Annotated in this window: 14 protein-coding genes; 10 read left to right on the forward strand and 4 right to left on the reverse strand. The window is 71.1% G+C overall.

Annotated features, from left to right (window positions below):
• Positions 1 to 107: 107 nt before the first annotated feature.
• Complete coding sequence (locus tag HS109_13160; GenBank protein MBE7523318.1) at positions 108 to 1,031, reverse strand: EamA family transporter; 924 nt, start codon at positions 1,029 to 1,031, stop codon at positions 108 to 110.
• Between the two features lie 137 nt (positions 1,032 to 1,168).
• Between HS109_13160 and iolC the strand changes: the two genes are divergently transcribed.
• From iolC to HS109_13210, 10 genes are all read left to right on the forward strand, one after another.
• A complete protein-coding gene (gene iolC / locus HS109_13165; GenBank protein ID MBE7523319.1) occupies positions 1,169 to 3,115 on the forward strand; it encodes a 5-dehydro-2-deoxygluconokinase in 1,947 nt (648 codons plus the stop codon).
• Entirely contained in the window at positions 3,115 to 4,959 is a 1,845-nt protein-coding gene (gene iolD, locus HS109_13170; protein ID MBE7523320.1) for a 3D-(3,5/4)-trihydroxycyclohexane-1,2-dione acylhydrolase (decyclizing), read from the forward strand. The genes iolC and iolD overlap by 1 nt, the downstream gene beginning before the upstream one ends.
• On the forward strand, positions 4,956 to 5,870 hold the full coding sequence (gene iolE, locus HS109_13175; protein MBE7523321.1) for a myo-inosose-2 dehydratase: 915 nt from the start codon (positions 4,956 to 4,958) through the stop codon (positions 5,868 to 5,870). The genes iolD and iolE overlap by 4 nt, the downstream gene beginning before the upstream one ends.
• Before the next feature lie 201 nt (positions 5,871 to 6,071).
• A complete protein-coding gene (gene iolB / locus HS109_13180; protein ID MBE7523322.1) occupies positions 6,072 to 6,869 on the forward strand; it encodes a 5-deoxy-glucuronate isomerase in 798 nt (265 codons plus the stop codon).
• On the forward strand, positions 6,851 to 7,771 hold the full coding sequence (locus HS109_13185; GenBank protein MBE7523323.1) for a MurR/RpiR family transcriptional regulator: 921 nt from the start codon (positions 6,851 to 6,853) through the stop codon (positions 7,769 to 7,771). The genes iolB and HS109_13185 overlap by 19 nt, the downstream gene beginning before the upstream one ends.
• A complete protein-coding gene (gene iolG / locus HS109_13190) occupies positions 7,761 to 8,750 on the forward strand; it encodes an inositol 2-dehydrogenase (GenBank protein ID MBE7523324.1) in 990 nt (329 codons plus the stop codon). The genes HS109_13185 and iolG overlap by 11 nt, the downstream gene beginning before the upstream one ends.
• Positions 8,751 to 8,761: 11 nt before the next feature.
• Positions 8,762 to 9,784, forward strand: a complete 1,023-nt coding sequence (locus HS109_13195; protein MBE7523325.1) for a Gfo/Idh/MocA family oxidoreductase — start codon at positions 8,762 to 8,764, stop codon at positions 9,782 to 9,784.
• Positions 9,785 to 9,879: 95 nt separating this feature from the next.
• Entirely contained in the window at positions 9,880 to 10,911 is a 1,032-nt protein-coding gene (locus tag HS109_13200) for an ABC transporter substrate-binding protein (protein ID MBE7523326.1), read from the forward strand.
• Between the two features lie 13 nt (positions 10,912 to 10,924).
• On the forward strand, positions 10,925 to 13,045 hold the full coding sequence (locus tag HS109_13205; protein ID MBE7523327.1) for an iron ABC transporter permease: 2,121 nt from the start codon (positions 10,925 to 10,927) through the stop codon (positions 13,043 to 13,045).
• Between the two features lie 17 nt (positions 13,046 to 13,062).
• Positions 13,063 to 14,106, forward strand: coding sequence for an ABC transporter ATP-binding protein (locus HS109_13210; GenBank protein ID MBE7523328.1), 1,044 nt, complete (start codon positions 13,063 to 13,065; stop codon positions 14,104 to 14,106).
• 43 nt (positions 14,107 to 14,149) lie between these two features.
• Here HS109_13210 and HS109_13215 read toward each other — a convergent pair whose 3' ends face one another.
• The 3 genes from HS109_13215 to HS109_13225 form a co-directional block, all read right to left on the reverse strand.
• On the reverse strand, positions 14,150 to 16,870 hold the full coding sequence (locus HS109_13215; protein MBE7523329.1) for an insulinase family protein: 2,721 nt from the start codon (positions 16,868 to 16,870) through the stop codon (positions 14,150 to 14,152).
• Positions 16,871 to 17,057: 187 nt separating this feature from the next.
• Positions 17,058 to 17,633 (reverse strand): DedA family protein, encoded by a 576-nt coding sequence (locus HS109_13220; GenBank protein ID MBE7523330.1) that lies wholly within the window; start codon positions 17,631 to 17,633, stop codon positions 17,058 to 17,060.
• Positions 17,634 to 17,681: 48 nt separating this feature from the next.
• On the reverse strand, positions 17,682 to 18,980 hold the full coding sequence (locus tag HS109_13225) for an MFS transporter (protein ID MBE7523331.1): 1,299 nt from the start codon (positions 18,978 to 18,980) through the stop codon (positions 17,682 to 17,684).
• Between the last annotated feature and the right edge of the window lies 1 nt (position 18,981).

The following is an 18,981-nucleotide window of genomic DNA, read 5'->3' on the forward strand; positions in this document are numbered from 1 at the left end:
ATTCGCCACCGGGCATCTCGCACTCGCGCGCACCGTGACGAGCGCGAGCTTCACTCGAGGGCCGTAGGCGCCGGCATGGAGTTCCGATTCGCACGACGGTTCGGGCGTCAGTCGCCGGAAGCCGTCCGCTTCAGCGCCGGCCCCAGGACGTTCAGAGCCAGCCCCGCGAGCACGATCAGCACGCCCGCCATCTGGACGAACGCGAGGCGCTCGCCCAGGAAGATCGCGCCCGACACGAGGCCCGACACCGGCACGAGCAGCGCGAACGGCGAGACGAGCGGCGTCGGATGGAGGTGCAGCAGGCGATTCCACACGGCGAACCCGAAGAGCGTCGCCGCCCACGCCAGGAACAGGATGCACGCCCACGCGAGCCACGACGCGTTCGCGGCGGCGTGCACCGCGTCCATGCCGCCCTCGAACGCATACGACGCGAGCGCGAGCGGGATCGGCGGCACGAGGCTCGACCAGACGACGAGCGAGAACGCGTCGACGTCGTGGTCCGCGCCGGCGCGCTTGGCGATCACGTTGCCCGCCGCCCAGGCGAACGCCGCGACGAGGAGCACGACGAACCCGGCGAACGTGCCTTCCGCGCCCTCTGCGACCTTGTAGCCGCCCAGCACGACGATGCCCGCCGTGGCGACGATCGCGCCGACCACGTTCCAGCGGTGCACCCGGTCGCCGGCGAACGCGACCGCGAGCGCGATGGTGAAGAACACCTGCACCTGCATGACCAGCGAGGAGAGCCCCGCCGGCATGCCGAGCTTCATCCCGAGGAACATGAGTCCGTACTGGAACACGCCGATCGCGAGTCCGTAGGCGAGGACGCCCCGCCACGGCATCTCGGGCCGCCGCACGAAGAACACCGCCGGGATCGCCGCGGTGGCGAACCGCAGCGCCGCGAGCATGAACGGCGGGACCTCGACCAGCGCGACCTTGATCGGAACGAACGAGAAGCCCCAGACGGTCACGACCGTGAGGATGAGCGCGAGGTGGCCGGGCGCGAGGCGGTCGGGAGTGTGGGGACGGTGCACGGCGGAGCGGCCGATCCGGCCGGTCGCGCGGCGGAAAGGATATTCCGGAGCCGGTCCGCCGTGGAATTTGCGTTTCGAACGGAGCCGGGCGACAATCGCGATCCTACCCGAGCGCCCGCCGCCCTCCCGCCGTCCCCATGCGCAACGCGACGACCTTCGCCTCCGGCCGCGAGTTCGACGTGCTGGCGCTCGGCCGCTTCGCCGTCGACTTCTACGCGCAGCAGATCGGCGCGCGCCTCGAGGACGTCACCAGTTTCGCGAAGTACCTGGGCGGGTCGTCGGCCAACACCGCGTTCGGCTGCGCGCGGCTGGGGCTGCGCGCCGGTCTCATCTCGCGAGTCGGCGACGACCACCTCGGCCGCTTCCTCGTCGAGACGATCGCGCGCGAGGGCTGCGACACGAGCCACGTGAGCGTCGATCCCACGCGCCTCACCGGCGCGGTGGTGCTGGGGATCAAGGACCGCGACAGCTTTCCGCTCATCTTCCTGCGCGAGAACTGCGCGGACATGGCGATCACCGAGGACGACGTCGCCGAGGACTACCTCGCGCGGAGCCGCGCGCTCCTGATCACCGGCACGCACTTCTCGCAGCCGCACATCGACCGCATCAGCCACCTCGCGCTCGAGCGCGCGCGCCGCCACGGCGTGCGCACCGTGCTCGACATCGACTACCGGCCGGTGCTCTGGGGCCTGACCAAACGCGGCGACGGCGAGACCCGGTTCATCCATTCAGACTCCGTTACCGCGCACCTGCGGCGCATCCTGCCGCACTTCGACCTCGTGATCGGCACCGCCGAGGAATACGCGATCGCCGGAGGCAGCCGCGATCCGGTCGAGGCGTTGCGCGCGATCCGGGCGGTCACGAAGGCGACGCTCGTCTACAAGCGCGGGCCGCTCGGCTGCGTCGTGATCGACGGCGACGTGCCCGACTCGCTCGACCGTGCGTTCCAGGGCCGCGGCGTCGAAGTCGAGGTGCTGAACGTGCTGGGCGCGGGCGACGCGTTCTCGGCCGGATTCCTGTCCGGCTGGGTGCGCGGCGAGGACTACGAACATTGCACCGCGTACGCGAACGCCTGCGGCGCGCTGGTCGTGTCGCGCCACGGCTGCGCGCCTGCGATGCCCACGCGCGCCGAACTCGACCACTTCCTCGCGAACGCGGCGTCGATTCCGAGGCCCGACCGCGACGCGACGCTCTCGCGGCTGCATCGCGTGACCGCGCCGCGGACCCCGCGCGAGGATCTCGCGATCTTCGCGTTCGACCACCGCAACCCGTTCTTCGAACTCGCGCAGGAGGCGGGTGTCGGCGAGGATCGTCTGCCGCGCCTGAAGCGCCTGTGCGTCGAGGCGGCCGCGGAGACCGAACGCGCGCGCGGGCTCGGCGGCCGCGTCGGCATCCTGTGCGACGACCGCTACGGCCAGGACGCGTTGAACGAGGCGACCGGCCGCGGCTGGTGGATCGGACGGCCGGTCGAACTGCCGGGCAGCAACCCGGTCGTGTTCGACCGCGGGCGTTCTGTCGGCACGACGCTCATCGGCTGGCCCGCCGAGCACGTCGTCAAGTGCCTCGTCGCCTACCACCCGGACGACGTCATCGATCGGCGGCTCGAGAACGAGGCGCAGATCCGTACGCTGTGCGAGGCGACCGAGGCGTCGGGCCACGAACTCTTGCTCGAGATCATTCCGCCGCGCGGACTGCCGCGCGCACCCGACACGGTCCTGCGCGCGCTCGAGCGTCTCTACAATCTCGGGTGCCGCCCGGAGTGGTGGAAGCTCGAAGCGATGAGCGCCGCCGAGTGGCGCTCGATCGACGCGCTCATCGCCGAGCGCGATCCGTATTGCCGCGGCGTGCTGGTGCTGGGACTGGCGGCCGACGTCGCGACGCTCGCGCAAGGGTTCCGCGACGCGCGCGCGAGCGCGAGCTGCCGCGGCTTCGCGGTCGGCCGCACGATCTTCCACGCACCCGCGCGCGCGTGGCTCGCCGGCGAGATCGACGACGCGCGCTTCAAGGCGTCGGTGCGCGAAACGTTCGAGGCGCTCGTCGACGCGTGGGACGACGCGCGGCGCGGCCGGCGCGAGGCCGCGTGATGGGCGCGAGCGTCCGCCTCACCGCCGCGCAGGCGCTGGTGCGCTGGCTCGCGGCGCTGCGCGTCGAAGGGGGCGAACGGGTCTTCGGCGGCGTGTGGGCGATCTTCGGGCACGGCAACGTCGCCGGACTGGGCGAGGCGCTCTACGCGCACCGCGCGTCGATCCCGACCTTTCGCGCGCACAACGAGCAGGCGATGGCGCACGCCGCGATCGCCTACGCGAAGGCGCACATGCGCCGCCGGATGATGGCCTGCACGACGTCGATCGGCCCGGGCGCGACCAACATGGTGACCGCGGCCGCGCTCGCGCATGTCAATCGCCTGCCGGTGCTCTTGCTCCCCGGCGACGTGTTCGCCTCGCGTGCGCCCGACCCGGTGCTCCAGCAGGTCGAGGACTTCCACGACGGCACCGTCTCGGCGAACGACTGTTTCCGGCCGGTGTCGCGCTACTTCGACCGCATCGCGCATCCCGAGCAGTTGCTGACCGCGCTGCCGCGCGCGCTGCACGTGCTGACCGACCCCGCGCTGTGCGGTCCGGTCACGCTCGCGCTGCCGCAGGACGTGCAGACGATGGCCTTCGACTGGCCGGTGGCGTTCTTCGCGCCGCCGCCGGTGCGCTTCGCGGCGCCCGTGCCCGCCGAGGAGGACATCGCGGCGGCCGCGGCGCTGCTGCGGGAAGCCCGCAGGCCGCTCATCGTCGCGGGCGGCGGCGTGCTCTACTCGGGTGCGAGCGGCGCGCTCGAGCGCTTTGCAGGGGCGCACGGCGTACCGGTCGCCGAAACGCAGGGCGGCAAGGGCGCGCTCGCGTGGGACCATCCGCTGCAACTGGGCGCGATCGGCGTCACCGGCTCGCCCGCCGCGAACGCGCTCGCGCAGGACACCGACCTCGTGCTCGCGGCCGGCACGCGGCTGCAGGACTTCACTACCGGCTCGCATTCGCTGTTCGCGCGCGCGAGGCTCGTGACGCTGAACGTCAACGGCTACGACGCGCACAAGGGTCGCGGCACGATGGTGCGCGCCGACGCGCGCCGCGCGCTGGAGGCGTTGTCCGCGGCGCTGCCGGGCTGGTCGTCCGAGGCAGCGTGGCGGCAGAGGGCGACCGACGAAGCCGCACGCTGGCGGGCGGAACTCCTGCGCCTCACCGGCCCGCGCGACGGCGCGCTGCCCTGCGACGGCGAGGTGCTGGGCGCGGTGCAGCGCTCGGCGAAGGACTCGCCGCGCGACGACATCGTGGTGTGCGCGGCGGGAACGCTCCCCGGCGAACTCCACAAGCTCTGGCGCACCTCGACGCCCGGCGGATACCACGTCGAGTACGGCTACTCGTGCATGGGCTACGAGATCGCCGGAGGTCTCGGCGTCAAGATGGCGAAGCCGGACCGCGAGGTCGTCGTCGTCGTGGGCGACGGCAGCTACCTGATGATGAACTCGGAGATCGCGACCTCGCTGATGCTCGGCCTGAAGCTCACGATCGTCGTGCTCGACAACCGCGGCTTCGGCTGCATCAACCGGCTGCAGCAGGCCTGCGGCGGTGCGCCGTTCAACAACCTCCTCGCCGATTGCCGGCACGGGCCGGACGGACCGCCGGCGATCGACTTCGCCGCGCATGCGCGCTCGCTCGGCGCGGACGCCGTTCACGTTCGCACCCTCGAAGAGCTGGAGGCCGCGCTGGTGAAGGCGCGCGCGTCGAAGCGCACGAGCGTCGTGTGCATCGACACCGACCCCTCCCGCACGATCGACGCGGGCGGCTGGTGGTGGGAGGTCGCGGTGCCGGAAGTCTCGGACCGTGCGCAGGTACGCGAGGCGCGCGCCGCCTACGAGGCGGCGAAGAAGGGACAGGCGCGATGACACGGGGACTCGACGTGCGGATCGGGATCAATCCGATCTCGTGGAGCAACGACGACCTGCCCTCGCTCGGCGGCGAGATCTCGCTCGAGACGGCACTCTCCGAGGGAAAGGCGATCGGCTACGAGGGCTTCGAACTCGGCAACAAGTTCCCGCGCGAGCCGGCGGCGCTCGCCTCGGTGCTCGGAAGGCACGGCCTCGCGTGCGTGTCCGGCTGGTACTCCGGGCGGCTCGCGCGCGGGCGCACCGTCGCGCAGGAGATCGAGGCGGTCGGCCCGCACCTCGACCTGCTCGCGAAGAACGGCGCGACGGTGATGGTCTACGGCGAGGTCGCCGACAGTATCCAGGGCGCAGCCGCGCCGCTCTACCAGCGCCCGCGCTTCGTGCGGCCGGACCAGTGGAGCGCGTACGGCGAGCGGCTCGACGCGTTCGGCCGCCATCTGCTGCGGCACGGCGTGCGGCTCGCCTACCACCACCACATGGGCGCCTACGTCGAGACGCCCGACGACGTCGACCGGCTGATGTCGGTCACCGGCGAGGACGTGGGTCTCCTGTTCGACACCGGCCACATGACCTTCGCGGGCGGCGACGCGGTGGCGATGATCGAGAAGCACGTCGCGCGCGTCTGCCACGTGCACTGCAAGGACGTGCGGCCCTACGTGATCCGGCTCGCGCGCAATCGCAACTGGAGCTTCCTCGAAGCGGTCATCAACGGCGCGTTCACCGTGCCCGGCGACGGCGCGATCGACTTTCGCGGTGTCCTGTCGGTCCTGCACGGCCACGGGTACCGGGGCTGGCTCGTCGTCGAGGCGGAGCAGGATCCCGCCGTGGCGCCGTCGTACGCGTATGCGGAGAAGGGCTATCGGACGCTGCGCGGCATCGTCGATGCGTTGGCGAAGAAGGAGGCGGCGTGATCCGCGCATCGCGTCGGCCTGAAGGCCGACCTACCGCAATCCAGTGGGTCGGGCTTCAGCCCGACGCGGCGCCTCCCCGTGGGTCGGGCTTCAGCCCGACGCGGCGCCTCCGTGGGTCGGGCTTCAGCCCGACGCGGCGCCTCCGTGGGTCGGGCTTCAGCCCGACGCGCTTGTCCGGACGCCCAGCGAGCGAGGGATCGCATGAGCTCACTGCTGGTGAAAGCGAGCAAGAGCGGCCCGACGATCGTCGACGTGACGCCCGCCTCCGCCGGCTGGCGCTACGTCGGCTTCCACGCGTACCGGCTCGACGCCGGCGAACGGGCGGACCTCGCGATGCGCGGGCGCGAACTGTGCATCGTCGTGCTGTCCGGCAAGGTCGACGTGCGCGCGCCGGGTGGCGAATGGCGCGACCTGGGCGGACGCGCGAGCGTGTTCGACGACCAGGCGCCGTGGGCACTCTACCTGCCCGACGGCGCCGGCGTGTCGATCGTCGCGCGCACCGCGGCGGAGATCGGCGTCGCGAACGCTCCGGGCGGCGGCACGCTCGCCGCGCGCGTGATCGACCCCTCGACGATGAAGCGCTCGGTGCGCGGCGCGGGCACGAACACCCGCTACGTCACCGACATCCTGCCCGAGACCGCGCCCGCCGAACACCTGCTGGTGGTCGAGGTGCGCACGCCTTCCGGCCATTCATCGTCGTACCCGCCGCACAAGCACGACCGCGACCTGCCGCCGCACGAGACCGAGCTCGAGGAGACCTACTACCACCGGCTCGACCCGCCGCAGGGCTTCGCGTTCCAGCGCGTCTACACCGACGACCGCTCGATCGACCAGTCGCTCGCGGTCGAGGACCACGACGTCGTGATGGTGCCGCGCGGCTACCACCCGGTCGTGGTGCCGCACGGCTACCGGTCGTACTACCTGAACGTGATGGCCGGCCCGACGCGCGAATGGCACTTCCACAACGACCCGGCGCACGAATGGATGCTGAAGCGCTAGTCCGCGCGAGGCCCGTGCGCCGCGCGGATCGAAGCGAGGCCCCCGCCTCGCAGGTCGACCGGCTGCTCGCGCGCATCGCCGCCGAGTACGACGGCCTGCCGCGGCAGTTGAAGAGCGTCGCGCGCTACGTCGAGCGGCATCGCGCGCGGGTGATGGTCGACCGCATCGGCGACATCGCGCGCGCGTGCGAGGTGCAGCCCTCGGCCGTCGTGCGCTTCGCGCAGCGTTTCGGTTTCCCCGGATACTCGGCGCTGCAGGCGGTTTTCCGCGACGACTACACGCAGCAGACCGCGCCCGCGTCGACCTACCAGCAGCGCATCCGCAAACTGGTTTCGGCGCGGCCGCGCACGTTGACCCCGGGCGCGGTCGCCCGCGAGTTCGTCGCGGCGAGCGTCGGCGGACTCGAGGAACTGGCCCGCGACTTCGACGAGGCCGCGCTCTCGTCCGCGGTCGCGCTCCTCGCGCGCGCGCAGCACATCTACGTCGTCGGCGTGCGCCGCTCCTACGCGGTCGCCGCCTACATGACCTACGCGTTGCAGCACATCGACAAGCGCGTGCAGCTCATCGACGGCGTCGGCGGGATGGTGCACGAGCAGATCCGCTCGATCGGACGCGACGACGTGATCGTCGCGATCAGCTTCACGCCCTACGGCAAGGAGACGCTCGCCTGCGTGCGCCACGCGACGAAGCGCGGCGCGAAGGCCGTCGTGATGACCGACAGCCGGCTCGCGCCGCTCGCGCGCGGCGCCGATGCGCTGCTCGTGGTGCGTGAAGGCAGCGCGTTCGCCTTCCGGTCGCTGACGAGCGCCCTGTGCCTCGCGCAGGCGCTGTTCGTCGCGCTCGCCTGCCGGCTCGAACTCGACGTCGAGGAAACAGCTCACCGCGGAGACTATGATGACTGATGTGGCGATCTTCGGCGCCGGCAGGATCGGCAAGATCCACGCCGGCAACCTCGTGCGCCAGCCCGGCGTGCGGTTGCGCTGCGTCGTCGATCCCGACGCGGCCGCCGCGAGGGTGCTCGCCGCGCAGCACGGCGCGGAGGTCGGCACGGTCGAGGACGTGTTCGGCGATGCCGCGATCCGCGCGGTGGTGATCGCGTCGTCGACCGACACGCACGCCGACCTGATCGAGCGCGCCGCGCACGCGAAGAAGGCGATCTTCTGCGAGAAGCCGGTCGACCTCGCCTACGAACGCGCGCAACGCTGCGCACGCACGGTGAAGGACGCGAACGTTCCCTGCCTCATCGGCTTCCAGCGGCGCTACGACCCGACGTTCTCGGCGCTGCACGCGCGCATCGTCGCGGGCGAGATCGGAGAGCCCGAGATGCTCGTCGTGACGAGCCGCGACCCGGGACTCCCGCCGGTCGAGTACCTGAAGCGCTCGGGCGGGATCTTCAAGGACATGCTGATCCACGACTTCGACGTCTTCCGCTGGATCCTCGATGACGACGCGGCGACCGTCTACGCGACCGGGAGCTGCCTCGTCGATCCCGCGGTCGCAGGCGTCGGCGACGTCGACTGCACGGCGGTCACGATCCGCACGAAGCGGGGCCGCCTCGCGCAGATCAACACGATCCGCCGCGCCGCGTACGGCTACGACCAGCGCTTCGAGGTGATCGGCGCCAAGGGGATGCTTCAGGCGGGCAACCACCGGCCGACCGAGGTGGTCGCGTCGAGCGGACAGGCGGTGAGCGCGGACCTGCCCGAGCACTTCTTCCTCGAGCGCTACAAGACCGCCTACGCGCTCGAGATGGCGCATTTCTTCGACGCGATCGCGTCGGGCAAGCCGGTGCGGACCTCGATCGACGACGGCGTCAAGGCGCTCGCGCTGGCCGAGGCCGCGACGCTGTCGTGGCGCGAGAAGCGCATCGTCGAGATGTAGGGGGGAGCGCGATGGGCGAAGCGGACACGAGGGTGGGAATCGTCGGATTGGGCCGGCTGGGCAAACGCCACGCCGAGAATCTGGCGCATCGCGTGCCGGGCGCGGCGCTCGTCGCGGCGTGCAGCCCCGACGCGGACGAGCGCGCCTGGGCCGCGCAGGCGCTCGGCGTGAAGCACGTCTACGGCGAGTATTCGCAACTGCTCGCGCACCCGGGCCTCGACACCGTGTTCCTGGTCACGCCCAACGCGATCCACCCGGAGCAGATCATCGCCGGCCTGCGCGCCGGCAAGCACGTGTTCTGCGAGAAGCCGCTGTCGATGGTGGAGGACGAGTGCCTCGCGGTCGAGGCCGAGGCGAGGAAGCATCCCGCGCTCAAGACGATGATCGGCTACGTGCGCCGCTTCGACGCGAGCTACCAGGACGCGCAGGCGAAGATCGCCTCGGGCGCGATCGGGCGCCCGTTCATCGTCCGCTCGCAGACCACCGACAGGAACGACCCGTCCGGGTTCTTCGTGCGCTTCGCGCCGAAGTCGGGCGGCATCTTCATCGACATGAGCGTGCACGACATCGACTGCGCGCGCTGGCTCCTGGGCTCGCCGAAGCCGAAGCGCGTGTTCTCGGTCGGGACGATCGCCGTGCACCGGGGGCTCGCCGACTGCGGCGACGTCGACAACGGCATCGCGGTCGTCGAGTTCGAAGGCGGCGCGATGGCGACGATCTACGCGTCGCGCACGATGGCGCACGGGCACGAGTCCGCGACCGAGGTGATCGGCACGGAAGGGCGGCTCGTCATCGGCCGCGACGGACTCCTGAACCGGGTCGAGATCGCGGACCGCCACGGCATCCGCGTCGAGACCACCCCGACGTTCTGGGAGCGGTTCGAGGACGCATTCCTGCGCGAGACGCTGCACTTCGTCGACTGCGTCCGGCACGACAAGGCGCCGGGGCTCTCGCTCCACGACGCGACCGAGGCGACGCGCATCGCGGTCGCGCTGCGGACCTCGCTCGACGAGCGCCGGGCGGTGGATTTGTGAGGGGCAGGAAGGGGCCGCGACAGGTTGCGGCCCATTTGCTAGAGTCTTGCGGCAAGAGGCGGGTCGACCGCCCATCCAACCAGAGGAGCATTCCCATGCGTGTCTCGAAATGGCTGCGGGGCCTGATTCCCGCGATGCTGTTCGCCGCCCCGCTGTCGGCCTGGGCGCAGGGCGAACTGGTGGTCTACTGCACGGTGCAGGAGGAGTGGTGCCGGCCGATGGTCGCGGCGTTCGAGAAGGCCACCGGCATCAAGGTGCTGATGACGCGCAAGAGCGCGGGCGAGTTCTATGCACAAATCAAGGCGGAGGCCGCCAACCCGCGCGGCGACGTGTGGTGGGGCGGGACCGGTGATCCGCACCTGCAGGCCGCCGAGGAAGGGCTGACCGAGCCGTACAAGTCGCCGCGGATGCCGGAGCTGCAGGACTGGGCGATCCGCCAGTACGACGCCGCGAAGGGCCGCACGATCGGCATCTACGCCGGCGCGCTCGGCTACAGCTACAACACCGACCTCCTGAAGAAGAAGGGCATCGCCGAGCCGAAGTGCTGGGCCGACCTCGTGAAGCCGCAGTTCAAGGACGAGATCCAGGTCGCGAACCCGAATTCGTCGGGCACCTCGTACACGATGCTGGCGACGTTCGTGCAACTGTGGGGCGAGGACAAGGCGTTCGACTTCCTGAAGGCGCTGCACAAGAACGTCAACCAGTACACGAAGTCGGGCGGCGCGCCCGCGCGCGCGGCGGCCACCGGCGAGAGCCTCGTCGGCATCACGTTTCAGCACGACGCCGTCGTCCAGAAGGTCAAGGGCGCGCCGGTGACGATCGTGTCGCCGTGCGAGGGCACCGGCTACGAGATCGGCAGCATGAGCATCATCAAGGGCGCGAAGAACATGGAGAACGCGAGGAAGTGGTACGACTGGGCGCTCTCCGCCGAAGCGCAGAACATCGGGCCGGACGCCAAGGTGTCGTTCCAGGTGCCGTCGAACAAAGGCGCCTCCGCGCCGCCCGGATCGCCGAAGCTCTCCGAGATCAAGCTCATCAACTACGACTTCGTGAAGTTCGGTTCGTCCGCCGAGCGCAACCGCCTGCTGAAGCGCTGGGACACCGAAGTCTCGACGCTGCCCAAGTAATCGCGGGCGAGTCGTGTCGACGGCCGTCGCCGCGTCGCCGGTCTTCGTGCCGGCGGCGCGCGACCGGGCGACGGCCTGGATCGCCGCGGCCGCCCTGGCCGCGCTCGCGGTCGTTCCCTGGGGTCTCGAGGGCGGCGCATCCGCGCTGGTCCTCGCCGCGCGAGGCGCGCTCGCGCAGGTCGTCCTCGTCGCGCTGACGCTCGTCGCGCTCGGCTGCGCGTGGCGCGGGGCCGACCGTGCGACGGCGGTCGCGTCCGGCCTCGCGGTGGCGTGGGCGTTCGCGGCGGGATTCGCCGGCGGCGCGAAGGGAACGTCGTTCGGCATCGGCGCCGCGATCGCGCTGATCGCGCTCGTCGCGGTCTTCGCGCGCGCGATCGCGCGGCGCGGCGCGTTCAAGGGCGACCCGACGGTCGCGACGATCGTGGTCGTCATCGCGGCGCTGCTCGCGATCTTCATCTTCTTCCCGGTCGGCAGGGTGCTCTCGGCAGCGCTGTTCGACGAGAAGGGCGCGTTCGCGCCCGCGCTCGCGGCCGAGCGCCTGTTCGCCTCCGACATCTGGGAGATCCAGTGCCTGACCGGAGGCGTGCACTGCGGCGTCGCGATCAATTCAGCGATCCTCGCCACCGTGGTCGGATTCCTGTCGACCTTCGTGGGCCTCGTACTCGCGCTCGTCGTGCAGCGGGGAGGCGCCCGCTACGGCGCGGTGACCAAGGTGATGTCGATCCTGCCGATCGTCACGCCGCCGTTCGTCCTCGCGCTCGCGTTGGTCGTGCTGTTCGGCCGCACCGGCATCGTGACGACGCTGCTCAACACCTGGTTCGACATCCCGCGCTCGCGCTGGATCTACGGCCTGCCGGGCGTGACGCTGGCGCAACTCCTCACCTTCTCGCCGATCGCGTTCCTGCTCCTGCACGGCGCGCTGGCCGCGATCAGCCCGGCGCTGGAGGAGGCCGCGCAGACGCTGCGCGCGTCGCGCTGGCGGATCTTCCGGACCGTGACGCTGCCGCTCCTGCGTCCGGCGCTGGCGAACGCGTTCCTGCTGGGCTTCGTCGAGAGTCTCGCCGATTTCGGCAACCCGATCGTGCTCGCCGGCAACTACGAGGTGCTGTCGACCAAGATCTTCTTCGCGGTCGCCGGGGCGCAGCACGACCCCGGACGCGCGGCGGCGCTCGCGGTCGTGCTGCTCGGACTCACGCTGGTCGCGTTCTGGCTGCAGCAGCGCTGGATCGGCAAGCTCTCGTACGTCACCGTGACCGGCAAGGGCGACAGCGGGCTCCACGCGCAGCTTCCCGGGTGGCTGCGCCGCGGCTGCATCGTGGCGGCCATCGCGTGGTTCGCGTTCACGCTCGTCTGCTACGCGATCATTCTCGCCGGCGGACTGGTCCGCGACATCGGCCGCGGCGACATGACGCTGACGCTGCACCACCTGTCGCAGGGCTTCGCGATCGATCCGTCGTCGTCCGCGACGATGTTCGTCGGCTCCGCCTGGGACAGCCTGTTCACGACGCTCGAGGTGGCGGCGGTCTCCGCGCCGCTGACCGCCATCGTGGGGCTGCTCTCCGCCTACGTGATCACGCGGCACCGATTCGCCGGGCGCCGGGCGTTCGAGTTCCTGACGATGGTGAGCTTCGCGATCCCCGGCACGGTGATCGGCGTCTCCTACATCGTCGCGTTCAACGTCGCGCCGCTCGAACTCACCGGCGGCATGGCGATCCTCGTGCTGTGCTTCGTGTTCCGCAACATGCCGGTCGGTGTGCGCGCCGGCATCGCGGCGCTCGCGCAGATCGACCGGACGCTCGACGAGGCGTCCTCGACGCTGCGCGCCTCGACCGCGCGCACGCTCACCAAGGTCGTGCTGCCGCTCCTCAAGCCCGCGATCCTCGCGACGCTGGTGTTCAGCTTCACCCACGCGATGACCGCGGTCTCCGCGGTGATCTTCCTCGCGACCGCCAAGTACAATCTCGCGACCGTCTACATCATCAACCGCGTCGAGGCCGGCGAGTATCCGCTCGCCATCGCGTATTCGTCGGTGCTGATCGTCATCATGCTCACCATCCTGCTCGTCGTGCAGGCGCTGGTCGGCGAGGCTCGGCTCGGCCGGCGCGCGAGCCCGATGCTCGGCGGCGGCGGCTGAACCCCGAAGGAACTCCCATGGCTGTTGCGCAGGACGGTGTCGTGTTCGACCGCGTGAGCAAGCGCTACGGCACGGTCACCGCGGTCGACGACGTGTCGTTCGCCGTGGCGAAGGGAGAACTCGTCACGCTGCTCGGGCCGTCGGGCTGCGGCAAGACGACGACGCTGCGCATGGTCGCAGGGCTCGAGCCGGTGTCGGGCGGCCGGGTGCTGATCGAGGGCACCGACGTGACGCTGCGCGCGGCCAACGAGCGCGACGTCAGCATGGTGTTCCAGTCCTACGCGCTCTTCCCGCACATGACGGTGCTGGAGAACGTGTGCTACGGGCCGCAGTCGATGGGGAAGGACAAGGCGGCCGCGCGCGAGATCGCCCACGCCAAGCTCGCGATGCTGGGGCTCGCCGGCATGGAGGCGCGGCTGCCGTCGGAGCTCTCCGGCGGCCAGCAGCAGCGCGTTGCGGTGGCGCGCTCGCTGGTGCTCGAGCCCAAGGTGCTGCTGTTCGACGAACCGCTGTCGAACCTCGACGCGAAGCTTCGCCGCCGCGTGCGCCAGGAGATCCGGGAGCTGCAGCAGCAGCTCGCGCTCACCGTGCTCTACGTGACGCACGACCAGGAGGAAGCGCTCGCGGTGTCCGACCACATCATCGTGATGGACCGCGGGAAGATCGCGCAGCAGGGCACGCCGCGCGAACTCTACGAGGCGCCGGCGAGCCGCTTCCTCGCCGACTTCATCGGCGACGCCAACCTGGTCGACGGCGAGTTCGCGGGTGGCGCGTTCAGCGCGGGCGGTGTTTCGGCTCCGGTGCGCGCGCCCGGCTTCGCTCCCGGCCCGGCGACGCTGGCGGTGCGCCCGCATCGCCTGCGCATCGTCGACGCGGGCCGCGGTCCGATCCCCGGAACCTGCAAGCGCGCCGCCTACCTCGGCAGCCGCAACGAGTACGTCGTCGCGACCGCGTGGGGCGAACTCCTCGCGTTCGACGACGACACCAACGAGCTCCGCGCGCGCGATTCGCAGGTCGCGCTCGACTTCGACCCGGGCGCGGTGATCCTGCTCGCGCGGTAGGCCGTCCCCGGGGCCGGTGCGCGTCCCGGCCCCGGAGCGAGGATCACTTCTTCGTGAAGTCCCCCGCCACGAAGGTCGCGAGGCCGTCGGGCTTCAGGTACTTGCGCAGCGCCGCGTTCGCGGTGTCGACGCTCACCGCGCCGATCGCGCGGTCGATGTCCGCCGAGAACTGCCAGGTGCGGCCGAGGTACGCCTGCGACACGAGCGAGGACGCGACCACGCCGTCCTGCGCGCGCGCGCTGAAGCGTTCCTCGAGCAGCGCGCGCTTCGCGTTGTCGACTTCCTCCGCGGTGAAACCCTTGTCGAGCGCGAGCCGCACCTGATCGGCGATCGCCGCCTTCACGCGGGCCACGTTCTGCGGCGCGTAGATCGCGTACAGGCCGAGCGTCGAGTTGTCGTCGAGGCGTCCCTCGTCGAGGAACGATCCGACGCCGTAGGAGAGTCCCATCTGCTGGCGGACGACGGTGAAGAGGCGCGACTCCGGCGCGCCGCCGAGGATGCGCTCGGCGACGAGCATCGAGGCGTAGTCGGGCGAGCGATCCGACATCGCGATCGTCATGCCGCCGACCAGCACCGCGTTCGCCTTGTCCGGGGTCTCGATCGTCTCGATGACCGGCTTCGTCGCCTGGAAGGGATCGGGGACGCGCGCGTAGGGCTGCGGGCTTCGCCACGAGCCGAAGAGCTGCGCGGCGAGCGCCTTCGCCTCCGCCGGATCGAAATCGCCGACGATGGCGAGTTCGGCGTTCGACGCACCGTAGAACTTCGCGTGGAACGCCTTCGCGTCGTCGAGCTTCGCCGCCTCGAGGCGCGCGATCTGCTCGTCGAAGGTCGGCGTCTCGCGCACGTCGCCGGGCGGGAACGGCTTCACGTGCCGGTTGAACGCGCGCCCGGCGATCGCCTGCGGGTCGGAGCGCGACTTCTCGATCGACGCGAGCGACGCGCGTACCAGCTTGTCGTATTCGCCCGCGTCGAAGGCGGGCGTTCGCAACGCCTCGGCCACGAGCTTCAGCGTGGCGCCGAGGTTGCCGCGGACCGTTTCGCCCGAGGCGGAGGCCGAGGTCGCGCCGCCGCCGAAGGCGACTTTCGACTTGAGCGCATCGAGCGCGTCGTCGAACGCCTGGCGCGGATGCGCCGTGGTCCCCAGCGCGAGCATCGAACCCGCGAGCGAGGCCGCGGTCGACGTGCCCTCGAGCGACGCTTCGTCGCCGAAGCGCATCCGCAGCGAGAAGCGCACGACTTCGCCGCGCGTCTTCTTCGGCAGCAGCGCGAGCGTCATGCCGTTGTCGAGCCTGACGCGTTCGGTGCGTGCCTCGAGGTTGGCGGGCGTGGGGTCGAACGCCTCGCCCGCGGCCACCGGGGCGTCGCCCTTGTAGCCCGCGACCATCGCGCCGACGTCGATCGACGCGGTGGCGGGCGCGCGGTCGGGCTTCGCGTCGGGGACGAAGGTGCCGAGCGTCATGTTCGACGGCTTGATCCACTCGGCGGCGACCCGCGTGACGTCGGCGGGCGTGAGCTTGCGCCAGCGGTCCCGGTGCAGGAAGAACGTGCGCCAGTCGCCGAGCGCGATCCACTCGGAGAGGTCGCGGCCGAACGCCTGCGGGTTGTTGATCGTCTCGTCGAACGCCTTCAGGTACTTGGTGCGGACGCGGTCGAGCTCGGCCTGCGTGATCGGGCGATCCTTGACGCCGAAGAGCGTCGCGAGCATCGCCTCGCGGGCCGGATCCACGCTCTCGCCCACGGCCACCTGGGCGAAGAAGATCGCCGGGCCCGGGTCGTAGGTGGCGAAGCTCCAGTTCTGCACGGAAGTGGCCTTGCGCGTCTCGACCAGCGCCTGGTAGAGGCGGCCCGCGGGCTCGGTCGTCATGATCTCGCCCAGCGCCTCCATCGCCGCGTAGTCGGGATGCGCGCCCTGCATCACGCGGAACAGCGCGCCGACGTACTGCGCGCTGCCGACCCGCCGCACGGTGACCGTGTGGCCGCCGTCGCTGGTCGGCTCCGAGGTGTACAGGCGCGGGAGCGCGCGCGTGGGCTTCGGGATGCCCCCGAACTCCTTCGCGATCGCGGCGAGCGTCGAGGCGGGGTCGAACTTGCCCGCGACGATCAGCACCGCGTTGTCCGGCTGGTAGTAGGTGCGGTAGAACGCGCGCAGCCGCTCGATGTCGACGTTCTCGATGTCGGAACGCGCACCGATCGTCGACTTGCCGTAGTTGTGCCAGTCGTAGGCCGCCGCCTGCATCTTCTGCCACAGCACGAGCAGCGGGTTGTTCTCGCCGCTCTCGAACTCGTTGCGCACGACGGTCATCTCGGTGTCGAGCGACGACTTGCGGATCAGCGCGCCGGACATGCGCTCGGCCTCGGCCTTGAGCGCGAACGCGAGGCTCTCCTCGTTCGCCGGGAACGATTCGAAGTAGTTGGTGCGGTCGAAGAACGTGGTGCCGTTGAACTCGATGCCGCGCTTGCCGAACTCCTTCCAGATGTTGTCGATCGACGTCGTGCCGAGGAAGGTCAGGTGCTCGAGCAGGTGCGCCATGCCGGTCTCGCCGTAGTTCTCGTGGCGCGAGCCGACCTTGTAGGTGACGTTGACGGTGGTGACGGGTTTGCTGGCGTCGGGGAACAGCAGCACCTCGAGGCCGTTGTCGAGCTTGTACTGGGTGACGCCCTCGACCGTGACGCCTTGCGTGACGCCCGGCGGGAGCTGGGCGAACGAGAGCGCGGGCGCGAACGCGACGACGAACGCAAGGCGGGCGAGGAGCGAACGGAGCATGGCGGGCGGATCCGGTGAGGGGGCGGCAGTATAGACCGGGCCGGCGCGCGAAACGTTCGCCCGACCGACAGGATGCCGCCGGCGGCAACCGAACGCCCCCAGGCCGCCCCGGAGCGTCGGGTCGGCCGTGACGGTGCGGCTTCGGCAGCGGGCTCACGGCCATTGCCCGGGGCGCCGGGCCAGGACCCTAGCGCGCCGAGAGCCAGCGCCGGCGGCGCCGGCGGCGGGTCAGGACGACGATCACGCCTCCGATCAGCGCGAGTGCGACGAAGGCCGCCAGTTCGACGTGGCGCGCCCGCTCGAGGACGAGCGTGAAGGCGCTGCCGAAGACGTAGCCTGCAAAGGCGACGGCGACGGCCCAGACGATCGCGCCGGCGGCGTTGGCCGCCGCGAATCGCGCCCTCGGGAACCGCGCCGCGCCGATCGACACCGCGCCGGCGATGCGCATGCCGACGAGGAAGCGGACACCGAACGCGGCCCAGGCGCCGTAGCGGTCGAGGAAGCGCTGCGCGTACGGTCGCGCGGCGGCGACGCGCGGGAAGCGGCGGAAGAACGCGTCGCCCCAACGCCGTCCGATCGCGTAGAGCGCCTGGTCGCCGGCGAATCCGGCGACGGCCGCGACGCCGATCACCGTAGGCAGCGACAGGTAGCCGAGATGGGCGGCGAAGCCGGCCAGCACGAGCACCGTTTCCCCTTCGACGACACAGCCGAGGAACACGGCGAGATAGCCGTAGTGCTCGATGAACGCCTGCAGGATGTCCACGCAGCGCGGCCGGGCAGGGACGACGCGGGGTTCGCGCCCTCGAGGTCGCTATCCGACCCGGGCCTTGTCGGGCAACTTGCGCGGGAGCGCGAGAATGGCGAGCGTCGAGCAGAGCGCGATGCCGGCGAGGAGCGCGAGCAGGAAGCCGAAGCCGTTCGCCTTCACGACCGGGCCCAGCAGCCACACGGCGAGTGCGCTGATGCCGAACGCGATCGCGAGGCGCATGCCCGCGACCCGCGAGCGCATCCGGTCGTCGACGTAGCGCACGATCAGCGCGTCGGTGAACGGGATCGCCCCGAACACGAACACCATGAACGCGATCGCGAGGACGTAGAGCGCCCAGCCTTCGGCGCGCACCGCGAGCGCGAACAGCGGGATCTGGGCCGCGACGATCGCGAGGAACAGCGGCTTCAGCGGCACGCGGTCGATCAGCCGGCCGACGACGACCTGCGCGACCGAGCCGATGGCGTAGACCAGCGCGAGCAGCATGCCGAGCGTCGCCGGATCGCGGGTGACGGCGGCGAGCCGCTCGCGCAGCAGTTCTCCGTTCCCGTTGGTCGTGAAGTTGAACACGAGCGAGCCGAAGGTCGAGGTGAGCGTCAGCACGATGAACACGCGCGCGAGCACCGCGGCGGGCAGGTCGACCTGCCGCGGCGCGCGCTTCGACGGCGGGGCGCTCTCCCGTGGCGCCATGCGCGCGAACGCCACGCCGCAGGCGATCGACACGAGTCCCGGAACGACGAACGCGCTGCGCCAGCCGAAGTACTTGACGAGGAAGCCGGTCGAGAGCGCCGCGGCCGCGATGCCGAGGTTGCCGGCGAGACCGTTCACGCCGATGACGCGGCCGGGCCGCTCCGCGCTCTGGACCAGCATCGGGATGCCGACCGGGTGATAGATCGCGGCGAACGCGCCGACGAGCGTCAGCGCGACGGCGAGCTGCCACGGCGAACGTGTGAGCGCAACGAGGATCGACGACGCGCCGAGGCCGAAGAAGAACACCAGCATCATCGCGCGCCGGCCCCAGTGGTCGCCCAGCCGGCCCGCGGGCAACGAGCCCAGGCCGAACAGCACGAACGCGCCGGTCGCGAACGGCATCAGGTCTTCCCAGCGCGAGATCCCGAAATCGACCGCGATCGCGCCGACCGCGGTGGCGAACACCAGCAGCATCAGGTGGTCGAGCGCGTGCGCGACGTTGAGCAGCAGCGCGACCGCGCCGGTGTGGCTCGCGTGCGCGACGTGGAGCGGCGACGAAGGGGCGGTCGCGCCTGCGGCGGCCGCGGAAACGCTGCCGAGCGGCGCGGCGGGTGCCGCTGTCGTGTGCGAGGTCGGGGGCGGAGGCGGGGACATG

This window comes from Burkholderiales bacterium (genome assembly GCA_015075645.1).
GTDB lineage: Bacteria > Pseudomonadota > Gammaproteobacteria > Burkholderiales > Casimicrobiaceae > VBCG01.